The organism is Planococcus salinus (assembly GCF_003719725.1).
Classification (GTDB): Bacteria; Bacillota; Bacilli; order Bacillales_A; family Planococcaceae; genus Planococcus; species Planococcus salinus.
In genome coordinates this window covers 317,844-335,851 of the sequence record NZ_RIAX01000004.1, presented here as the reverse complement: position 1 = coordinate 335,851, position 18,008 = coordinate 317,844, and the positions used below count along the sequence as shown (strand labels likewise).

The following is an 18,008-nucleotide window of genomic DNA, read 5'->3' as shown; positions in this document are numbered from 1 at the left end:
CCCATGCTTTTTTGCAGAATACCAGCAGCTCAACATATTAAGTTCACCTTGTACAAGCAGATTTTGAAACATACACAAGCAAAGAAGAGGGAGGAAAAAAAGTGAACGAGCAGCAATTTAAAGACGCCCTCAGTGAAAAAGGAATCGATTTGACAGATGGGCAGTTGGCCCAGTTTCATACGTATTACAAAGAACTTGTCGAATGGAACGAAAAAATGAACCTGACGGCTATAACAGACCAGCCATCGGTTTATTTAAAGCATTTCTATGATTCCATTACAGCAGCATTTTATCTGGATTTTACGCAGCCGATGAAAATATGTGATGTGGGGGCAGGTGCCGGATTTCCGAGCATTCCTTTGAAAATCTGTTTTCCTCACATCGAAGTGACCATTGTGGATTCATTAAACAAGCGAATTCAATTCTTGAACCAGTTAAGTGACAAACTGGAATTGACTGGAGTTCATTTTGTTCACTCCCGGGCAGAGGATTTCGGTCAAGCGCCAGCTCACCGGGAAAGTTATGATTTAGTTACAGCACGTGCTGTGGCCCGTTTGTCCGTTTTGGCAGAATTATGCGTGCCATTAGTGAAAAAGGGGGGCTTGTTTGCCGCCATGAAAGCTGCTTCCGCTGTGGATGAATTGAACGATGCCCAAAAAGCCCTTCAGAAACTGGGGGCTGAACAACACCAAATCCACTCCTTCCAATTGCCGATAGAAGAAAGTGAGCGACATATCCAAGTCTTTCGGAAAACCAAAGCAACTCCCAGTAAATACCCCCGTAAACCAGGAGTTCCCAATAAGTCTCCTATTCAGTAAAGAGCAACTTCAGGCAGGAGGTTTCCGCTTTGACCGAAGCGGGACAAAGAGCTCTTGCAAACCAAAGAGTGACAGAAAAGAAATGTTTCACGTGGAACATTGGGTGAACAGGGAATCGTGCTTAGGCAGCGAATACTATAACAGCGAGCTTTTAAAAGGTGGTGCTTGAGGATGAAAAGTCCTTTTTCCCGCTTCTTCGGAGGTGGCGATAAAGCAGAAGACATAGAAAATACAATAGAGGCAAAAAAAGAAGCGTCAGAAGAAGTAGTGAAACTGCCAATCGATAAAATAAGTGCCAATAAGTTTCAGCCGAGAACGATCTTTGATGAGGAAAAGATCGAAGAATTGGCTCGGACCATTCATGTCCATGGAGTAATCCAACCAATTGTCGTAAGAGTGTCGGATGATGAAGGGAATTACGAAATCATTGCCGGAGAAAGACGTTTTCGGGCAATGAGTTCGCTGGAATGGACAGAAGTTCCTGCAATTGTCCGCAACTTGAGTGATAAAGAAACGGCTTCTATTGCATTGATCGAAAACCTGCAGCGTGAAGAATTGACGGCTGTAGAAGAAGCCAATGCCTATCAAAATTTACTGGAGATTCACGAAATTACACAAGAAGCACTGGCACAGCGTCTGGGAAAAGGGCAGTCAACGGTGGCCAATAAGCTACGACTGCTGAAATTACCGAAAGAAGTTCAGGATGCGCTGCTGAACCGGGAAATCACAGAACGGCATGCACGCGCCTTATTGCAGATCAAAGACAGTGACATGCAGCAAAAATTATTCAATGAAGCGATGGAGCTTGGATTGAATGTTAAACAACTAGAAGAAAAAGTGATGAAATTACTGGCTGTAAAACCGAAAAAAATCAAACCGAAACGCAAAGCGGTGAGCCGGGATTTGAGGATTGCGATGAATACCATCAAAGAGTCACTGAATATGGTGACAAAGAGTGGAATTGATGTAACCACTGAAGAAGAAGAGCACGAAGAATTCTATCAAATCACGGTGAAAATTCCCAAGAAAAAATCATAAAAAACTCTTTCCTTCCATGGAAAGGGTTTTTTTATAGGAAAGTAACAATACGGGATTCATAGTTTTGTTACAATAGAGGAAGATATGTGATTATTTTTTATCGTTAATATTAGCAATAAAAATGCCGGCACAGTAAAATAAGAGAGTAGTAAAGAAAGTAGGTGCAAGAGTGGGTAGAACTATCGCGATCGCCAATCAAAAAGGCGGCGTAGGAAAAACAACGTCTTCAGTGAACTTAAGTGCCTGCCTTGCTTATTTAGGGCAAAAAGTTCTGTTAATAGATATTGATCCCCAAGGAAACGCAACGAGCGGTGTTGGGGTGAATAAAGGCGATGTGGATCAATGCATTTATGAAGTGTTGATTGATGACATCGATGTAAAAAGTACTATTATGGAAACCAAAGTGGAAAATTTGCATGTAGTGCCAGCTACTATTTCACTGGCAGGGGCTGAAATTGAACTGGTTTCGACCATTTCCAGAGAAGCGCGATTAAAAAATGCACTTGAAGAAGTGAAAGACATGTACGATTATGTCATTATTGATTGTCCGCCATCTCTCGGTTTGCTGACAATCAATTCATTGACAGCATCAGATGCAATTATTATTCCGGTGCAATGCGAATATTATGCATTGGAAGGATTAAGCCAATTATTGAGCACAATTCGCCTCGTTCAAAAGCACCTCAATCAGGACCTGATGATTGACGGTGTATTGTTGACCATGTTTGACGCGCGGACCAATCTTGGAATCCAAGTAATTGAAGAAGTGAAAAAATACTTTCAGGACAAAGTTTACCGGACGGTCATCCCACGGAATGTACGTCTGAGCGAAGCTCCCAGCCACGGGGAACCGATTATTATTTATGATCCAAAATCCAGAGGCGCAGAAGTGTATTTAGAATTGGCGAAGGAAGTGATTCGTAATGGCTAAAGGATTAGGAAAAGGCATCAATGCATTGTTCCCAGACGAATCGTTGAATGAATCGGAAAAAATCAACCAAATCAATATCGATCAATTACGGACCAACCCTTATCAGCCCCGGAAAATATTCGATAAACCGGCTTTGGAGGAATTATCGGATTCAATCAAAGAGCATGGAATTTTGCAGCCGGTTGTTGTCAGAAAAGCAGGCAACCATTTCGAACTTGTTGTAGGGGAAAGGCGTTTTCGGGCAGCAAAAATGGCGAAATTGAAAGAAGTTCCTGCCATTGTTAAAGAACTGACTGATCAGCAAATGATGGAACTGGCTATTTTGGAAAATCTGCAGCGTGAAGATTTGACGCCGATTGAAGAAGCGGAAGCCTATCAAAAGTTGATGGAAGCCTTGAATTTAACTCAGGAACAATTAGCTTTTCGGTTAGGAAAAAGTCGCCCGCATATCGCCAACCATGTCCGTTTGCTCGCTCTGCCCAAAGAAGTCCGCAAGTTGATTTCTGATAAAAAACTAACAATGGGACATGGACGGACATTGCTCGGACTGCGAAGCAAAAAAATGATTCCGGAAACTGCTGAAAAAGTGGTGAAAGAAAATTTAAACGTTCGTCAATTGGAAAACCTGGTGCAGCGTTTAAACGAAGATGTTCCACGTGAAACAATTGAGAAGAAAAAAGATTTGTTCCTGGAAGAAAAGCAATCCGAATTAAGAGATCGCTTTGGCACGAAAGTACAAATCAAAAAAAACAAAAACAAAGGGAAGATTGAAATCGAATTTTTCTCAGAAGAAGACCTGGAACGGATTCTAGAATTGTTAAACTGACTGATGCCTATTTCCTGGAACTCAGGAAATAGGTTCTGTTTTGTAGNCGGATTCTAGAATTGTTAAACTGACTGATGCCTATTTCCTGGAACTCAGGAAATAGGTTCTGTTTTGTAGAGAAAAGCGTAGGCGGCCATGGAGGCTCGACGGGCATAAGACGAGTCACCGAAGCGGCATGTTTTCAGCCGCACAGGTGGCTTGGTTTATGACCCGAGAGGCTGGCCGCCGGAGACTGGACAATAAGAAAAGCGTAGGCGGCCATGGAGGCTCGACGGGCATAAGACGAGTCACCGAAGCGGCATGTTTTCAGCCGCACAGGTGGCTTGGTTTATGACCCGAGAGGCTGGCCGCCGGAGACTGGACAATAAGAAAAGCGTAGGCGGCTAAAAGCAGAAGGTAACCTGACGGTGCGGCACCCGGTCGCAGCGGTTACTTGAGCCGTTGCCTATGTACTTCGGGCACAAGTGCAAGATGGTTGTTGTGGGGGAGTAAGGAAGGAGAGAAACGATGGTTCTCTTTGGAACATTGGTGAATGCGATTTTAATTGTAGTGGGAACGATCATCGGGCGAGCATTGCGTAATATCCCCGAGGAAATGAAAGAAACCGTGATGTATGTCATTGGTATTGCCGTAGTGGCTCTGGGCCTTCAAATGGGTTTTGAAAGCGGCAACTTTGTTATTGTTATCATCAGTCTGGTGTTGGGGACAGTGATTGGCGAATGGACGAACCTTGATGGGAAACTCAATTATTTTGGCCATTGGGTTGAATTGAAGTTAGGAGTTAAGGAAAGCAAGGGGAGCATTGCACAAGGGTTTGTGACGGCTACGCTGATTTTCGTAATTGGCGCTTTAGGCTTTATCGGCGCTTTGGAAAGCGGTTTGAGCAATGAACATGGCGTTCTGATGTCCAAAGGAATTATAGATGGGTTTACTTCCATTATTTTGGCTTCTACTCTTGGAATCGGGGTGCTGCTTTCAGCGGTCCCTGTATTTGTCTACCAGGGGTTGATCGCGTTGTTTGCAACGCAGATCAGTTTGCTTATTCCGGAAGCGGCTTTGGATATGTTCATTCAGGAAATGACGGCAACCGGCGGACTGATGATTGTGGCCATCGGATTGAATTTGATTGGACTTACAAAAATCAGAGTGGCGAATTTGTTGCCGGGCATAGTGGTTGTTGCGTTTATCGTTACGGTGCTTTACCAATTCAATTTAATGTAAGGGTATTGATAGGAAGGTGAGATAGTGGGTTTAGAAACAATGGTGAATTTAGACGCAGTAGAGGATACAAAAAATGCGATTCTTGATGAAGCAATGTGGATTGAAATTGGAAAGGTATTGTTGGAAGTAGTGTTGATTGCTGTTATTGCAGGAATCGTCGTGCGCGTTGCAAAAGCGTTGATTCGGAGGACATTTTCCGTCCAGATCAAAGGCCCTCTGAAATACAATGGGCGCAGGCATCAGACGCTGTCGAAACTGCTGGAGAACGTAGTGGCATACGTGGTGTATTTCATCGCGATCATTACGATTCTCGCAGCTTTTGACATTGACATCCGAGGGTTGATCGCCGGTGCCGGTGTGCTTGGTTTAGCAGTCGGTTTCGGTGCTCAGAACCTGGTGCGTGATGTGATTACCGGGTTTTTCATCATTTTTGAAGATCAGTTTTCTGTAGGGGATTATGTCCGGATTGGCCAGGCGGAAGGGACGGTTGAAGAAATCGGACTTCGAACCACGAAAGTACTGGCATGGACAGGAGAGGTATTTATCTTCCCGAACGGCAATGTAACCGAGGTGGTCAACTTCTCCATTCATAACTCGATTGCCGTGGTGGATGTGAATATTTCACATGACTCGGATATTGCCAAAGTGGAAAGCCTGATTCAGGAATTTCTCGGCACATTACAGGACAAATATGAACAAATCATCAAGCCCGCAGAGTTGCTGGGTGTCCAGAACCTGACCACGACTGAAGTGGTTATGCGGATTACAGCAGAGACCCTGCCGATGCAGCACTTTGCGGTAGCACGCGCCATGAGAAGGGATTTGAAAGAATTTCTTGATCAGCGTGGTGTGGAAATTCCATACCCTCGGATGGTCATGGTCCAACGTTCACCAGGGGACAGCGAGTCACCTGCCATTGCCAAAAAGTAGAGAAGGAGCTAAGCCGATGGAAATGAAAGAATTTGGATTGAACGATATTGTCGAAATGAAAAAAGGGCATCCATGCGGCGCCAATGCCTGGAAGATTATACGCATGGGAGCGGACATTCGGATTAAATGCGAAGGATGCGGACACAGTGTCATGCTCCCGCGTGTGGAATTCAATAAAAAAATGAAGAAGGTCCTGGTGAAAGCTGAAAAGGAATGAACAATGGACATTTAGGTGTTTCATTTCTATAATAGAGTGGTTGTGTAAAAAAATTCGTTTTCATAAGAAGAAAGGTCGTGAATCCTATGGCATTAACTGCAGGGATTGTAGGATTACCAAACGTGGGGAAATCCACATTATTTAACGCTATTACAAAAGCAGGTGCGGAAGCGGCAAACTATCCGTTCTGTACAATAGATCCGAACGTCGGAATTGTAGAAGTTCCGGATGAGCGCTTGAACAAACTGACGGAATTGGTGGAGCCGAAAAAAACCATTCCAACAGCCTTCGAATTCACCGATATTGCCGGCATCGTCAAAGGGGCCAGCAAAGGGGAAGGGCTGGGAAATAAATTCCTTTCCCATATCCGTGAAGTGGATGCCATCTGCCAGGTTGTCCGTTGTTTTGCTGACGACAATGTTACGCATGTCTCCGGTAACGTCGATCCGATTTCAGATATTGAAGTCATTAACCTTGAATTGATCCTGGCTGACATGGAAAGCATTGAAAGACGTATTACCCGTGCTGCCAAATTGGTCAAACAAAAAGACAAAGAAGCCATGGCGGAACAGCCGGTGCTGGAAAAATTGCGTGAAGCTTTTGAAGCGGGCAAATTGGCGCGTTCCATCGACTTTACAGACGATGAGTTGCGCATTGCAAAAGGATTGAATTTGTTGACATTGAAACCGATGCTTTACGTGGCGAATGTCGCAGAAGATGAAATTGCAGATGCCGACAACAATCCGTACGTTCAGGAAGTGCGCAAGTATGCCACTGAAGATAATTCGGACGTTATCGTCGTATGTGCGAAGATTGAAGAAGAAATGGCGGAACTGGAAGACGAGGAAAAAGAAATGTTCCTTGAAGAACTGGGCATAGAGGAATCAGGATTGGATCAACTGATTAAAGCTTCTTACAGTTTGCTTGGCCTGGCAACGTATTTCACTGCCGGTGTACAGGAAGTCCGTGCCTGGACTTTCAAAAAAGGCATGAAAGCCCCGCAATGTGCCGGCATCATCCACTCAGACTTCGAACGTGGGTTTATCCGTGCCGAGACAGTGGCTTACGAAGATCTGGTGGAAGCAGGATCAATGGCCGCTGCCAAAGAAGCCGGAAAAGTGCGTCAGGAAGGAAAAGAATACCTCGTTAAAGATGGCGATGTTATGCTGTTCCGGTTTAACGTATAAAAATAAACAAACACTTTGAAATATCAAAGTAAAATTGACATATGAAAAAAGCACCGATTAAGTTTCGGTGCTTTTTTGCGGTTCAGGATACAAATCGTAAATATGCAGTTTAGGCTTTTCGGGGTCATCGACAATCCAGGCGCTGTTTCGTTCTTTCAAAAGTCCGCGGTACATCACAAAATCCCCCATGGCACCGGCAGTGAGCATAGCACCAAGCAGCACAAGCACCTGGCTGTCCAGCCAAAATCCTACAATGGTCGGCAACACAGCAGTAGTCCAAAAAGGCAGCAGCAACGCTTTTTTCATCGCTTTGTTTTGAACCGGTGTACGGGTCGTCGCATAGGCAATGCCCATCTTCAAATTGATACCGTATTGAAGGGAAGAGACGGTCACTTTCCCAAAAACGACAAAGCCGATCAAATGAAACAATTCATGAAGCACGATGAGCACCACATAGCCTGCAAGGAAATACAAAATGCCGCCCCATGAAGGGCGAAAAGAAAAAGGCTGTGCAAAAACATGAAAAGCAGCAGCAAACAGCACAAGCAGCAGCACATTGACCCACAGCATTTTCAGTACAAGTTCTTCCATATTAAGTTCGATGATGCGATCCGCTTTCATGCACTCACTTCTTTCAGTTGTTTTGCAGAATATCAACAATATCTTTATTAAATTATAACGGAGTCACAAGGAAAAATGATAGTTGCAGAGTACAATAGTTTATGCTACAATACTGTGATGTGAGTAATATTTATGAATTGCTTGCTCCTTGCCCGCTGGAATCAGCAGGGCCCAAGTCCATGAGGAGGTGACAACACGATGAGAGAATACGAATTAATGTATATTATTCAGCCTGCAATTGAAGAAGAAGCGAAAAAAGCGCTAGTTGAGCGTTTCAACGAAGTTCTTACTTCTAACGGTGCTGAAATCATCGAGTCGAAAGAGTGGGGTAAACGCCGTTTAGCTTACGAAATCAACGATTTACGTGAAGGTTTCTACCAAATCGTAAAAGTAAACGCTGGTTCTGAAGCTATCAACGAATACACACGTCTTGCGAACATTAACGAAGATATCATTCGTCATATCGCTGTACGCAAAGAAGCGTAAACAGTATATGAACCGGTACTAATAATCGATTTAAGGGAGGTTGACTGATGATTAACCGAGTTGTTTTAGTCGGAAGGCTGACAAAAGATCCAGACCTTCGCTATACACCAAGTGGGGTAGCGGTGGCTCGGTTTACACTGGCTGTAAACCGGACATTCTCCAACGCACAAGGTGAACGGGAAGCGGATTTTATCAATTGTACGGTTTGGCGCAAACAGGCTGAAAACACGGCGAATTTCCTGAAAAAAGGAAGTTTGGCTGGAGTAGAAGGCCGTATTCAAACAGGAAGCTACGAGGGACAAGATGGCAAACGGGTTTATACGACTGAAGTAGTGGCCGACAGCGTTCAATTCCTTGAACCAAGAAACGCCAATACCAACACAGATCGTTCGTCCGGTCAACAGCCGTCTTATCAGCAGAATCAATCGCCCAATCAACAAAACCATACCCGTGTAGACGAAGACCCATTTTCAAGCGGCAGCGGACCGATCGAAGTATCGGATGACGATCTGCCATTCTAAGAATGATTGCGTTTCACGGATAAGACAACTACTACGTAAGGGAGGTAATTCGTTATGGCACCACGTCGCGGAGGAAAAAAGCGGAAAAAGGTTTGTTACTTTACTTCCAACAACATCACGCACATCGACTACAAAGATACGGACTTGCTGAAGAAATTCATTTCTGAGCGAGGAAAAATCTTGCCACGTCGTGTTACTGGCACTAGTGCAAAATGGCAACGTCGTTTGACAATCGCTATTAAACGCGCTCGTATCATGGCACTTCTACCGTTTGTTGCGGAAGAAAGATAATAACGATTCACAGGAAGGCCGGGAAACCGGTCTTTTTTATTTTTCTCAATTTATGGAAATTTGATCTTGGACCACGGTCAGAGAACGAACCACCACTTTTTGTTCACCGTCTCCAATCATGTTACAATTACAAGGATGAAATAAACCCGAAAGAAGGGGAAACGAACTCGAATGCAAAATCAACAAACGAGACAACTGACCAATGGTGCTTTGATGGCGGCAATGTTTACAGTACTATTGGCAGTTTCAGTATACGTCCCTGTGTTAAGTGTGGTGACCACTTTGCTGCTGGGTTTGCCGATTGCCTGGTACGGTGCCAAATACCAGTGGAAAGCAACAGCGCTTGTGGCAGCCGTCTGTTTGGTTCTGTCTTTGCTCGTCGGTGGCTTAATAGCAATACCGCTTGCTTTGATTCATCTGCCGATCGGATTGATGATTGGTCTTTCCATTTACTATAAAAAAAGCAAGTTATTTATGTTCATGGGAACAAGCATTGTATTGCTGCTGTCTTTGATGATTCAATATGTAGCGACCATCGCCTTTTTGGGCATCAATTTACTCGATGAATTTTCGACCATGACAAGACAGTCTACCTCCCAAGCCATTGCCCTGATGGAACAGATGGGGACTTCGACGGAAGAATTCGAAGAAGCGGTCAATCAGATGATTTTTTCTTTTGAGACCTTATTGCCTTCTTTGCTGATTTTAGTAACTTTCTTTTTGGCATGGTTGCTGTTGCTGATTTTTTTGCCGATCCTGAAACGCTTAGGCATTGAAGTTCCGAAGTTTCCGCCTTTTCGGGATATGAAATTGCCAAAAAGTATATTATGGTATTATTTAATCGTCTTGCTTGTTTCGATGTTATCTGATTTGCAGCCTGGTACAATGATGTACCTGGCATTTATGAACGCTTATGTATTGCTCCAGGTCCTGTTGTTTCTGCAGGGTGTGTCTTTTTATCATTTTTACATCAAGCAGGAAGGCTGGCCTGTGTGGGTGACTGTACTGGTGACCATTCTGTCAGTGCCGCTGCAATCCTTTACAAGCATAGTCGGAATTATAGATCTCGGTTTTGACATCCGGGGATGGATCAAACGGGCTCATGAGTTCAAAGGAAAATGAGGAGCTGAAATTACATGTCGGCTTTTTTTAGAAAAAGGAAACTACGATTTCCTCTTATACTATTATTGCTGCTCGGCCTGGTGGCAACGCTGCTGTTGTCCTTCTGGTCGGAATGGGTAGCAGGAGTCTTCCTGTTGTTTTTCGGTACTGTATTTGCCGTTACATGGATTACAGAAAACCGGATATATGAAGCAACGGAGAAGCATATTGAAACACTGTCCTACCGGATGAAAAAAGTTGGCGAAGAAGCACTTCTTGAAATGCCGATCGGGATTTTGCTCGTCAATGAAGCATATAATATTGAATGGGCGAATCCTTTCATGGTTTCAACTTTGGAACATGATACCCTGGTCGGCGAATCTGTCTTCACCTTATCAGAAGAGTTCCAAACGCTGGTGAAAACTGGTGAAGCAACGGACGGGACGATCGAATTGGGAAATCGGAAATATCATGTCTATTATAAAGCGGACGATCGCTTGTTTTATTTGTTCGACATTACTGAACAAGTGGAAATCGAGGCCTTATATCAGGCAGACAGAACCGTTCTCGGTATTTTATTTATCGATAATTACGATGAACTGTCCCAGGGGATGGATGATCAGACACGCAGTAATTTAAACAGTCTGGTGACTTCGTTGATTAACGAATGGGGCGCTAACCATGGAATTTTTGTCAAAAGGATTGGTTCAGACCGTTTCATGGCGGTTTTTAATGAATCGATTTTAAGAGAACTGGAACAATCAAAATTTGCCATTCTGGATGATATCCGTGAAGTCACGTCCAAAGACAACTTGGCGCTGACTTTGAGTATCGGTGTCGGAGCAGGATCAGCATCTCTTGTGGAATTGGGCAGCATGGCTCAATCGGGCCTTGACCTGGTGCTTGGCCGCGGCGGAGACCAAGTGGCAATCAAGCATCCGAGTGGAAAAGTGAAGTTCTACGGGGGCAAGACCAATCCTGTTGAGAAGCGGACACGCGTAAGAGCGCGCGTCATTTCCCATGCTTTGCGCGATCTGATCCAGGAAAGCGACCAGGTCTTTATCATGGGCCATAAAATGCCTGATATGGACTCCATTGGTGCCGCGGTTGGCGTAGCCAAAATGGCGGCCATGAACAAAGTCAAAGGACGCATTGTCCTTGATTTCAATGAATACGACCGCAGTGTCATGCGTTTAATGGAGGAAATTGAAGAAGATCCGGAATTGTTCGAGCAATTTATCACACCGGAAGAAGCGTTGGCTGATATGACGGACAACTCCTTATTGGTAGTGGTGGATACCCACAAGCCATCCATGGTCATCGATGAAAGAGTACTGCAGAAGATGGAGCGGGTAGTCCTGATCGATCACCACCGGAGAGGCGAAGAATTCATCACCAATACGATGCTGGTCTATATGGAACCATATGCATCATCCACTGCGGAACTGGTGACGGAATTGATCGAATACCAGCCGAAGCATAAGAAATTGTCGATGCTTGAAGCGACAGCCATGCTGGCGGGCATTATTGTCGATACAAAAAGTTTTACGCTCAGAACCGGGGCCCGGACGTTTGAAGCGGCCTCCTATCTGCGTGCGAATGGAGCCGATACGGTATTGGTGCAGCGTTTGCTGAAGGAAGATCTGGAGACCTATGTTGAACGCGCCAAAATCGTCGAGACGGTGGAATTTGTGGCTGATGGCATTGCTGTTGCCCGCGCTGAGCCCGGAAAATTTTACAGTCCTGTCCTGATCGCTCAAACAGCTGATATTCTGCTGACGATGAAAGATGTCAGCGCCTCATTTGTTGTAGCGGAACGCAATGAAGGCGGTGTAGGAATCAGTGCCCGCTCATTGGGGGAAGTGAACGTTCAAATCATCATGGAAAATCTCGGCGGTGGAGGCCACTTAACGAACGCTGCCACTCAACTGCCTGATGCAACGATAGACGAAGCGGTTGAACAACTGAAAACAACTGTGTTGGAACAATATGAAGGAGGAAAAACCGAATGAAAGTGATTTTTTTGAAAGACGTAAAAGGAAAAGGCAAAAAAGGCGAGATTAAGAACGTAGCAGATGGCTATGCTCATAACTTTTTATTGAAAAATAATTTAGCGATTGAAGCAAATCAGGCAACCATCAGCCAGCTGGATGGCCAAAAGAAGAAAGAACAAAAAGAAGCTGCACAGGAACTGGAAGAAGCAAAACAGCTGAAAGAAAAACTTGAGAGCCTGACAATCGAGTTGACAGCAAAATCCGGTGAAGGCGGCCGATTGTTCGGATCGATTACGACAAAACAAGTGGCAAAAGAGCTGGAAAAATCACATGGCATCAAATTGGATAAACGTAAAATGGAACTGGATGATGCCATCCGGGCACTTGGATATACCAATATCCCGGTAAAACTGCATCAGGACGTCACGGCGACACTTAAAGTTCATGTAACAGAAGAAGCGTAAGGAGACGAGACCATGAATGATTCAATGGATCGTGTCCCCCCGCATAACCATGAAGCCGAGCAATCGGTTATCGGGGCTATCTTTTTAGAGCCGCAATCATTGATTACGGTAGCTGAAATTGTCATGCCGGAAGATTTCTACCGAATTGCCCATCAAAAGATTTTTCAGACCATGCTGACGCTGTCAGATCAAGGAAAAGCAATTGATGTGGTGACGGTCACCGAAGAATTATCGGTGAAAAAAGAACTGGAAGACGTTGGCGGCCTGTCCTATTTGACGGAAATCGCCAATTCAGTGCCGACAGCTGCCAACGTTGCGCATTACGCCCATATTGTCGAAGAAAAAGCCTTGCTGCGCAGACTGATCCGTGTAGCGACTTCCATTGTAGAAGACGGTTTTACACGGGAAGACGAAGTGGAAGCTTTGCTGTCCGAAGCCGAAAAGAAAATGATGGAGGTATCCAGCCGAAAAAATGCCGGTGACTTTACCCATATCAAAGATGTTTTGGTAAAGACATATGACAATATCGAGTTGTTGCATACCCGCAAAGGGGATGTAACAGGGATTCCCACTGGTTTCCGCGATTTGGATCATATCACTGCAGGATTTCAGCGTAATGACCTGATTATCGTCGCTGCGCGTCCTTCTGTCGGTAAGACAGCTTTTGCATTGAACGTGGCACAGAACGTGGCCACGAAAACAGATGAAAACGTGGCGATTTTCAGTTTGGAAATGGGAGCAGAGCAGCTGGTCATGCGGATGCTCTGTGCGGAAGGAAATATCGATGCACAAGTTCTCAGAACCGGGGCTCTTCAAAACGAAGACTGGCGGAAATTGACGATGGCAATGGGCAGTTTGTCAAATGCCGGCATCTTTATCGATGATACACCGGGTATCCGTGTAAATGATATCCGGGCCAAATGCCGGCGGTTGAAGCAAGAGTATGGGCTGGGCATGATTATGATTGACTACTTGCAGTTGATCCAAGGCCCCGGCCGGTCAGGCGAAAACCGCCAGCAGGAAGTATCCGACATTTCCCGTTCATTGAAAGCCCTGGCGCGTGAATTGGAAGTGCCGGTCATTGCCCTTTCTCAGTTGTCCCGTGGAGTCGAACAACGACAGGACAAGCGCCCGATGATGTCGGATTTGCGTGAATCAGGAAGTATCGAGCAGGATGCTGACATCGTTTCCTTCCTGTACCGTGAAGACTATTACGACAAAGAAACCGAAGACCAGAACATGATTGAAATCATTGTGGCAAAACAACGGAATGGCCCAACAGGAACGGTAAAATTAGCTTTTGTGAAAGAGTACAACAAATTTGTGACGATCGACTGGAGCCAGCACGAAGCTCAAGGAGCTTTTTAAACACGAACATTGAATGTGAAAACACATTTATATGTTCGTGTTTTCTTTTGTTTCATATTGACTTAGCAAGCTTTCATTGGTACAATTAACACTGTTTGAGACAGGGCGGAAGCCTAACGGAGGTGCGGACGATGACATCAGTCGTAGTAGTAGGAACGCAATGGGGAGACGAAGGAAAAGGGAAAATTACGGATTTTCTATCGGAGCACGCAGAAGTGATTGCGCGTTACCAGGGCGGAAACAATGCCGGCCATACAATCATTTTTGGCGGTGAAACATATAAATTGCACTTGATTCCTTCGGGGATTTTTTATAAAGATAAGATTTCAGTAATCGGCAACGGCATGGTAGTAGACCCGAAAGCGCTGGTGAATGAGTTGAAAGGCCTTCACGACCGGGGTGTGACAACGGAAAACCTGCGCATTTCCAACCGTGCTCATGTTATTTTGCCGTACCATATCAAGCAGGACGAAGTGGAAGAAGCACGCCGCGGTGCGAACAAAATCGGCACAACAGGAAAAGGCATCGGACCTGCCTACATGGATAAGGCGGCACGTGTCGGAATCCGGATGGCGGATTTGTTGGATCACGTCGTCTTTGAAGAAAAGCTGCGCATGAATTTAAACGAAAAAAACCGTTTGTTCGAGAAATTTTACGAAACGGAAGGTTTTACAGTAGAAGAAATTATGGAAGAGTATTATACATATGGGCAGGAAATCGCGAAATATGTAACGGATACTTCAAAAGTGCTGAATGATGCCGTGGATGGCGGACGTCGTGTGCTGTTTGAAGGCGCTCAGGGTGTTATGCTCGACATTGACCAGGGAACATATCCTTTTGTAACATCTTCCAACCCTGTGGCTGGCGGAGTGACAATTGGTGCAGGCGTGGGACCTACGACGATCAACCATGTTATTGGTGTCTGCAAGGCCTATACATCACGGGTCGGTGATGGTCCGTTCCCAACCGAATTGTTCGACGAAGTGGGAGATCAAATCCGCACAGTCGGTAAAGAATTCGGTACCACGACAGGCCGTCCGCGCCGTATCGGCTGGTTTGACAGCGTCGTAGTTCGTCATGCGAGACGTGTCAGCGGGCTGACGGATTTGACGGTCAACTCCATCGATGTCCTGACGGGACTTGATACCGTGAAAATCTGTACGGCTTACCGTTACCAGGGCGAGTTGATCACTGAATATCCGGCTAATTTGCGCATGCTGGCGGATTGCGAACCGGTCTATGAAGAATTGCCGGGCTGGTCGGAAGATGTAACAGGATGCAAGTCATTGGATGAACTGCCGGAAAATGCCCGTCATTATTTAGAGCGCATCGCTCAATTGACCGGTGTTCAGATTTCCATTTTCTCTGTAGGTCCGGACCGCAACCAAACGAATATCGTCACGAGTGTATGGAGATAAAAGAGAATAACCATCATTAAAAAGCTGCCCAGTGAGTTTGCAAGTTGACTCGTTGGGCAGCTTTTTATTATGTTAAAAAAGTGTTTGAAAGAAAAGGTTTGACTGTTTCATTGGCGAGATTATTAAAAAGCCCTCTAAAAGACCGAGAAATCAGAAAGTTTTCTCATTTTTTTCTTATAAAACTGTAATTTTATTGATATTTTATATTAAAAATAAGGAAAGCTTAAACAATATCTAGAAGATAACGGAAGGATTACTACAGTTTGTTTACAATTGAGCAGAAAGCGCTATTTCAAAATAAGATTTATGATAAAGTGGGGGAGGTTTATAGAAAAAGACGATCAGGAAGACATGGAAGGAGTTTAAATGACGCGCATGAAAAAGACACGGATTCAGAGTATGCAATTTGGCAGCTCGTATTTATTGAAAATATCAGCAGTGGTGGCTTTGTTGCTGACAAGTTTTGCAGCTAATACAATTTCCGCCCAGAATACAGACGAAGATGGCCTCGAAACCATTTACCATATATATAATGACGACGATTATGTCGGCGCTGTAGAAGAAGTTGAACCAGTCGAGCGCCTGGTCGAAGAAAAAGTGACGGCAATGAGTGAGGAGTTTGAAGGACTGAGCTTACAGGCAAGCGATGCCCTGGAAATTTTGCCTGAACAAGTTTTCGATCCTTCGGTGCAAGCGGAAGAAGAAGTGCTGGACCAATTAAATGAAGAATTGGCGGTAGAAGCGACATCCTTCGCTTTGGCAGTTGACGGCGATGAAGCTGTTTATCTGGAAGACCTGGAAGCATATGACGAAACGGTCCGCCAACTGAAATTGCAGCATGTAACAGAAGAAGATCTGGATGAACTGGAAGAAAGAAAGCATTCCAAAGAGTCTTTACCCAAGCTGGAAGCTGGTAAAACCCGAATTCTGGATGTTTCCATTGCTCAAAAAGTCAACGGCTACACAACAGAAATTCATCCTGAGAAAATTATGGATGTGGAACAAGCAGTGAAAACACTTGTGGAAGATTTCAGTGTTACGGTGCAAGTGAAAAAAGAAGAAGCAGTGGAAGAACGCATTGCATATAAGACGGAACAAAAAGACGATGACAAGCTGTATGTCGGCCAAACAGAAATAGCCGAAGACGGCAAAGACGGCACAAAAAAACTGACGTATGAAATACGCGAAGAAAGTGGAGAGCGCGTTGGACGTGTAGTATCAGACGAAGTGGTCAGTGCCGAACCTGTGAATAAGATTGTTTTGAACGGAACTGGAGAACCGCCTTCAAAAGGAACGGGGAAATTCGCCTGGCCGGCAGATGGCGGATACGTTTCAAGCGAAAGAGGCCAACGTTGGGGAAGATTGCATAACGGCATCGACATTGCACAGCCGGACAGCCTGGATATTCTGTCAGCCGATCACGGTGTCGTAAAAGCAGCTGGAGCAGCCGGCACATTTGGCAACCGGGTGATTGTGGATCACCGGAACGGCTACGAGACGATTTATGCGCATTTGTCGTCCATCGATGTGAAAAAAGGGGATGTCGTTCCCAAAGGAACCAAGTTGGGCAACATGGGCAACACAGGACGCTCTACAGGGCTTCACCTGCATTTCGAAATATCATTGAATGGCCAGACAAAAAATCCGTTGAATTATATAAAATAAAACAGTGAGTAACGACCGGTCAGTGATTCTGACCGGTCTTTTTCGATAGTTCGGAAAGTCAGCCAGCTTTGTTTCCCTGGAACAGCCGCAAAAGAGTAAGAGATGCGAAACCATACAAACAGTGATAAAGTAAAGGAAGAAAAAAATGCGAAACGGCTGTGTGATGGGTGAGTAAGCTGGAAAATGAAGGAGCGAAAAAATAATGAGTAAAACAATTCTGGTTGTAGATGACGAAAAGCCGATTGCGGATATTTTGCAGTTTAACTTGAAAAAAGAGGGCTTTAATGTGGTATGTGCATACGATGGAGATGAAGCGATTAAAATTGCGGGAGAAATCCAGCCTGATTTGATGCTTTTGGACATCATGCTGCCCAACCGTGACGGCATGGAAGTGTGTCGGGAAGTGCGGAAAAAATTCGATTTTCCAATCATCATGCTAACGGCGAAAGACTCCGAAATTGATAAAGTGCTGGGGCTCGAGCTCGGGGCGGATGATTATGTGACGAAGCCTTTTTCGACACGTGAATTGATTGCCCGTGTAAAAGCGAATCTGCGTCGTCAGAATGTCGCCCCTGCAGAAGAAGAAGGAACCAGTTCAAACGATATACAGGTGGGTTCGCTGACGATTCAGCCTGATGCCTATCTGGTGTTGAAGCGGGATGAAACCATTGAATTGACTCACCGGGAGTTTGAGTTGCTTCATTATCTTGGGAAGCACATCGGCCAGGTGATGACACGGGAACATTTGCTTCAAACTGTTTGGGGATACGATTATTTCGGGGATGTGCGCACAGTCGATGTGACCATCCGACGTTTGCGTGAAAAAATTGAAGACAACCCAAGTCATCCGGCATGGATTGTCACGCGCCGCGGCGTGGGGTATTATCTGCGGAACCCTGAACAGGAGTAGG

The 18,008-nt window shown here is 45.0% G+C and carries 19 protein-coding genes; 18 read left to right on the top strand and 1 reads right to left on the bottom strand.

Going from position 1 to position 18,008, the window contains the following annotated elements; translation table 11 throughout:
• The first annotated feature begins 101 nt into the window (after nucleotides 1-101).
• The 8 genes from rsmG to ychF all read left to right on the top strand — a co-directional run bounded on the left by rsmG (nucleotide 102) and on the right by ychF (nucleotide 7,168).
• Nucleotides 102-818, top strand: a complete 717-nt coding sequence (gene rsmG, locus EEX84_RS08210; RefSeq protein ID WP_123165127.1) for a 16S rRNA (guanine(527)-N(7))-methyltransferase RsmG — start codon at nucleotides 102-104, stop codon at nucleotides 816-818.
• 171 nt (nucleotides 819-989) lie between these two features.
• Entirely contained in the window at nucleotides 990-1,856 is an 867-nt protein-coding gene (gene noc / locus EEX84_RS08205; protein WP_123165126.1) for a nucleoid occlusion protein, read from the top strand.
• 169 nt (nucleotides 1,857-2,025) lie between these two features.
• Nucleotides 2,026-2,787 (top strand): ParA family protein, encoded by a 762-nt coding sequence (locus EEX84_RS08200; protein WP_123165125.1) that lies wholly within the window; start codon nucleotides 2,026-2,028, stop codon nucleotides 2,785-2,787.
• Nucleotides 2,780-3,613, top strand: coding sequence for a ParB/RepB/Spo0J family partition protein (locus EEX84_RS08195; RefSeq protein ID WP_123165124.1), 834 nt, complete (start codon nucleotides 2,780-2,782; stop codon nucleotides 3,611-3,613). The genes EEX84_RS08200 and EEX84_RS08195 overlap by 8 nt, the downstream gene beginning before the upstream one ends.
• 507 nt (nucleotides 3,614-4,120) lie before the next feature.
• Nucleotides 4,121-4,834, top strand: a complete 714-nt coding sequence (locus EEX84_RS08190) for a DUF554 domain-containing protein (RefSeq protein ID WP_123165123.1) — start codon at nucleotides 4,121-4,123, stop codon at nucleotides 4,832-4,834.
• 93 nt (nucleotides 4,835-4,927) lie between these two features.
• Nucleotides 4,928-5,764: a mechanosensitive ion channel family protein gene (locus EEX84_RS08185; RefSeq protein WP_240033946.1), complete on the top strand. Its 837-nt coding sequence runs from the start codon at nucleotides 4,928-4,930 to the stop codon at nucleotides 5,762-5,764.
• A gap of 16 nt (nucleotides 5,765-5,780) precedes the next feature.
• Complete coding sequence (locus EEX84_RS08180; protein WP_123165122.1) at nucleotides 5,781-5,981, top strand: DUF951 domain-containing protein; 201 nt, start codon at nucleotides 5,781-5,783, stop codon at nucleotides 5,979-5,981.
• A gap of 86 nt (nucleotides 5,982-6,067) precedes the next feature.
• Entirely contained in the window at nucleotides 6,068-7,168 is a 1,101-nt protein-coding gene (ychF, locus tag EEX84_RS08175; RefSeq protein ID WP_123165162.1) for a redox-regulated ATPase YchF, read from the top strand.
• A 57-nt stretch (nucleotides 7,169-7,225) separates the two neighbouring features.
• On the opposite strand, the gene EEX84_RS08170 is transcribed toward ychF, so the two are convergent.
• Complete coding sequence (locus EEX84_RS08170) at nucleotides 7,226-7,789, bottom strand: DUF3267 domain-containing protein (RefSeq protein ID WP_123165121.1); 564 nt, start codon at nucleotides 7,787-7,789, stop codon at nucleotides 7,226-7,228.
• Between the two features lie 198 nt (nucleotides 7,790-7,987).
• Here EEX84_RS08170 and rpsF point away from each other — a divergent pair, with 198 nt between their 5' ends.
• The 10 genes from rpsF to yycF all read left to right on the top strand — a co-directional run bounded on the left by rpsF (nucleotide 7,988) and on the right by yycF (nucleotide 18,007).
• Nucleotides 7,988-8,275, top strand: a complete 288-nt coding sequence (gene rpsF / locus EEX84_RS08165; protein ID WP_123165120.1) for a 30S ribosomal protein S6 — start codon at nucleotides 7,988-7,990, stop codon at nucleotides 8,273-8,275.
• A gap of 47 nt (nucleotides 8,276-8,322) precedes the next feature.
• Nucleotides 8,323-8,796, top strand: a complete 474-nt coding sequence (gene ssb, locus EEX84_RS08160) for a single-stranded DNA-binding protein (RefSeq protein ID WP_123165119.1) — start codon at nucleotides 8,323-8,325, stop codon at nucleotides 8,794-8,796.
• Between the two features lie 54 nt (nucleotides 8,797-8,850).
• On the top strand, nucleotides 8,851-9,087 hold the full coding sequence (rpsR, locus tag EEX84_RS08155; protein ID WP_123165118.1) for a 30S ribosomal protein S18: 237 nt from the start codon (nucleotides 8,851-8,853) through the stop codon (nucleotides 9,085-9,087).
• A gap of 171 nt (nucleotides 9,088-9,258) precedes the next feature.
• Nucleotides 9,259-10,209 (top strand): YybS family protein, encoded by a 951-nt coding sequence (locus tag EEX84_RS08150; RefSeq protein ID WP_123165117.1) that lies wholly within the window; start codon nucleotides 9,259-9,261, stop codon nucleotides 10,207-10,209.
• Nucleotides 10,210-10,223: 14 nt separating this feature from the next.
• Nucleotides 10,224-12,200 (top strand): DHH family phosphoesterase, encoded by a 1,977-nt coding sequence (locus EEX84_RS08145; protein WP_123165116.1) that lies wholly within the window; start codon nucleotides 10,224-10,226, stop codon nucleotides 12,198-12,200.
• A complete protein-coding gene (gene rplI, locus EEX84_RS08140; protein WP_123165115.1) occupies nucleotides 12,197-12,646 on the top strand; it encodes a 50S ribosomal protein L9 in 450 nt (149 codons plus the stop codon). The genes EEX84_RS08145 and rplI overlap by 4 nt, the downstream gene beginning before the upstream one ends.
• 12 nt (nucleotides 12,647-12,658) lie before the next feature.
• Nucleotides 12,659-14,014, top strand: a complete 1,356-nt coding sequence (gene dnaB / locus EEX84_RS08135) for a replicative DNA helicase (RefSeq protein WP_123165114.1) — start codon at nucleotides 12,659-12,661, stop codon at nucleotides 14,012-14,014.
• 131 nt (nucleotides 14,015-14,145) lie between these two features.
• The gene (locus EEX84_RS08130; protein ID WP_123165113.1) at nucleotides 14,146-15,432 is read left to right on the top strand and encodes an adenylosuccinate synthase; all 1,287 of its coding nucleotides are present in this window, start codon (nucleotides 14,146-14,148) and stop codon (nucleotides 15,430-15,432) included.
• A 366-nt stretch (nucleotides 15,433-15,798) separates the two neighbouring features.
• Nucleotides 15,799-17,097: a M23 family metallopeptidase gene (locus tag EEX84_RS08125; protein WP_123165112.1), complete on the top strand. Its 1,299-nt coding sequence runs from the start codon at nucleotides 15,799-15,801 to the stop codon at nucleotides 17,095-17,097.
• A 202-nt stretch (nucleotides 17,098-17,299) separates the two neighbouring features.
• Entirely contained in the window at nucleotides 17,300-18,007 is a 708-nt protein-coding gene (gene yycF / locus EEX84_RS08120; RefSeq protein WP_123165111.1) for a response regulator YycF, read from the top strand.
• The last annotated feature ends 1 nt before the right edge of the window (nucleotide 18,008 follow it).

What these genes read in the sequence shown, in the direction of transcription:
- noc (WP_123165126.1), top strand. Translation starts at nt 990, where the DNA reads ATGAAAAGTCCTTTTTCCCGCTTCTTCGGAGGTGGCGATAAAGCAGAA.
- EEX84_RS08195 (WP_123165124.1), top strand. Translation starts at nt 2,780, where the DNA reads ATGGCTAAAGGATTAGGAAAAGGCATCAATGCATTGTTCCCAGACGAA.
- EEX84_RS08190 (WP_123165123.1), top strand. Translation starts at nt 4,121, where the DNA reads ATGGTTCTCTTTGGAACATTGGTGAATGCGATTTTAATTGTAGTGGGA.
- EEX84_RS08185 (WP_240033946.1), top strand. Translation starts at nt 4,928, where the DNA reads ATGTGGATTGAAATTGGAAAGGTATTGTTGGAAGTAGTGTTGATTGCT.
- EEX84_RS08180 (WP_123165122.1), top strand. Translation starts at nt 5,781, where the DNA reads ATGGAAATGAAAGAATTTGGATTGAACGATATTGTCGAAATGAAAAAA.
- ychF (WP_123165162.1), top strand. Translation starts at nt 6,068, where the DNA reads ATGGCATTAACTGCAGGGATTGTAGGATTACCAAACGTGGGGAAATCC.
- EEX84_RS08170 (WP_123165121.1), bottom strand. Translation starts at nt 7,789, where the DNA reads ATGAAAGCGGATCGCATCATCGAACTTAATATGGAAGAACTTGTACTG.
- rpsF (WP_123165120.1), top strand. Translation starts at nt 7,988, where the DNA reads ATGAGAGAATACGAATTAATGTATATTATTCAGCCTGCAATTGAAGAA.
- ssb (WP_123165119.1), top strand. Translation starts at nt 8,323, where the DNA reads ATGATTAACCGAGTTGTTTTAGTCGGAAGGCTGACAAAAGATCCAGAC.
- rpsR (WP_123165118.1), top strand. Translation starts at nt 8,851, where the DNA reads ATGGCACCACGTCGCGGAGGAAAAAAGCGGAAAAAGGTTTGTTACTTT.
- EEX84_RS08150 (WP_123165117.1), top strand. Translation starts at nt 9,259, where the DNA reads ATGCAAAATCAACAAACGAGACAACTGACCAATGGTGCTTTGATGGCG.
- EEX84_RS08145 (WP_123165116.1), top strand. Translation starts at nt 10,224, where the DNA reads ATGTCGGCTTTTTTTAGAAAAAGGAAACTACGATTTCCTCTTATACTA.
- rplI (WP_123165115.1), top strand. Translation starts at nt 12,197, where the DNA reads ATGAAAGTGATTTTTTTGAAAGACGTAAAAGGAAAAGGCAAAAAAGGC.
- dnaB (WP_123165114.1), top strand. Translation starts at nt 12,659, where the DNA reads ATGAATGATTCAATGGATCGTGTCCCCCCGCATAACCATGAAGCCGAG.
- EEX84_RS08130 (WP_123165113.1), top strand. Translation starts at nt 14,146, where the DNA reads ATGACATCAGTCGTAGTAGTAGGAACGCAATGGGGAGACGAAGGAAAA.
- EEX84_RS08125 (WP_123165112.1), top strand. Translation starts at nt 15,799, where the DNA reads ATGACGCGCATGAAAAAGACACGGATTCAGAGTATGCAATTTGGCAGC.
- yycF (WP_123165111.1), top strand. Translation starts at nt 17,300, where the DNA reads ATGAGTAAAACAATTCTGGTTGTAGATGACGAAAAGCCGATTGCGGAT.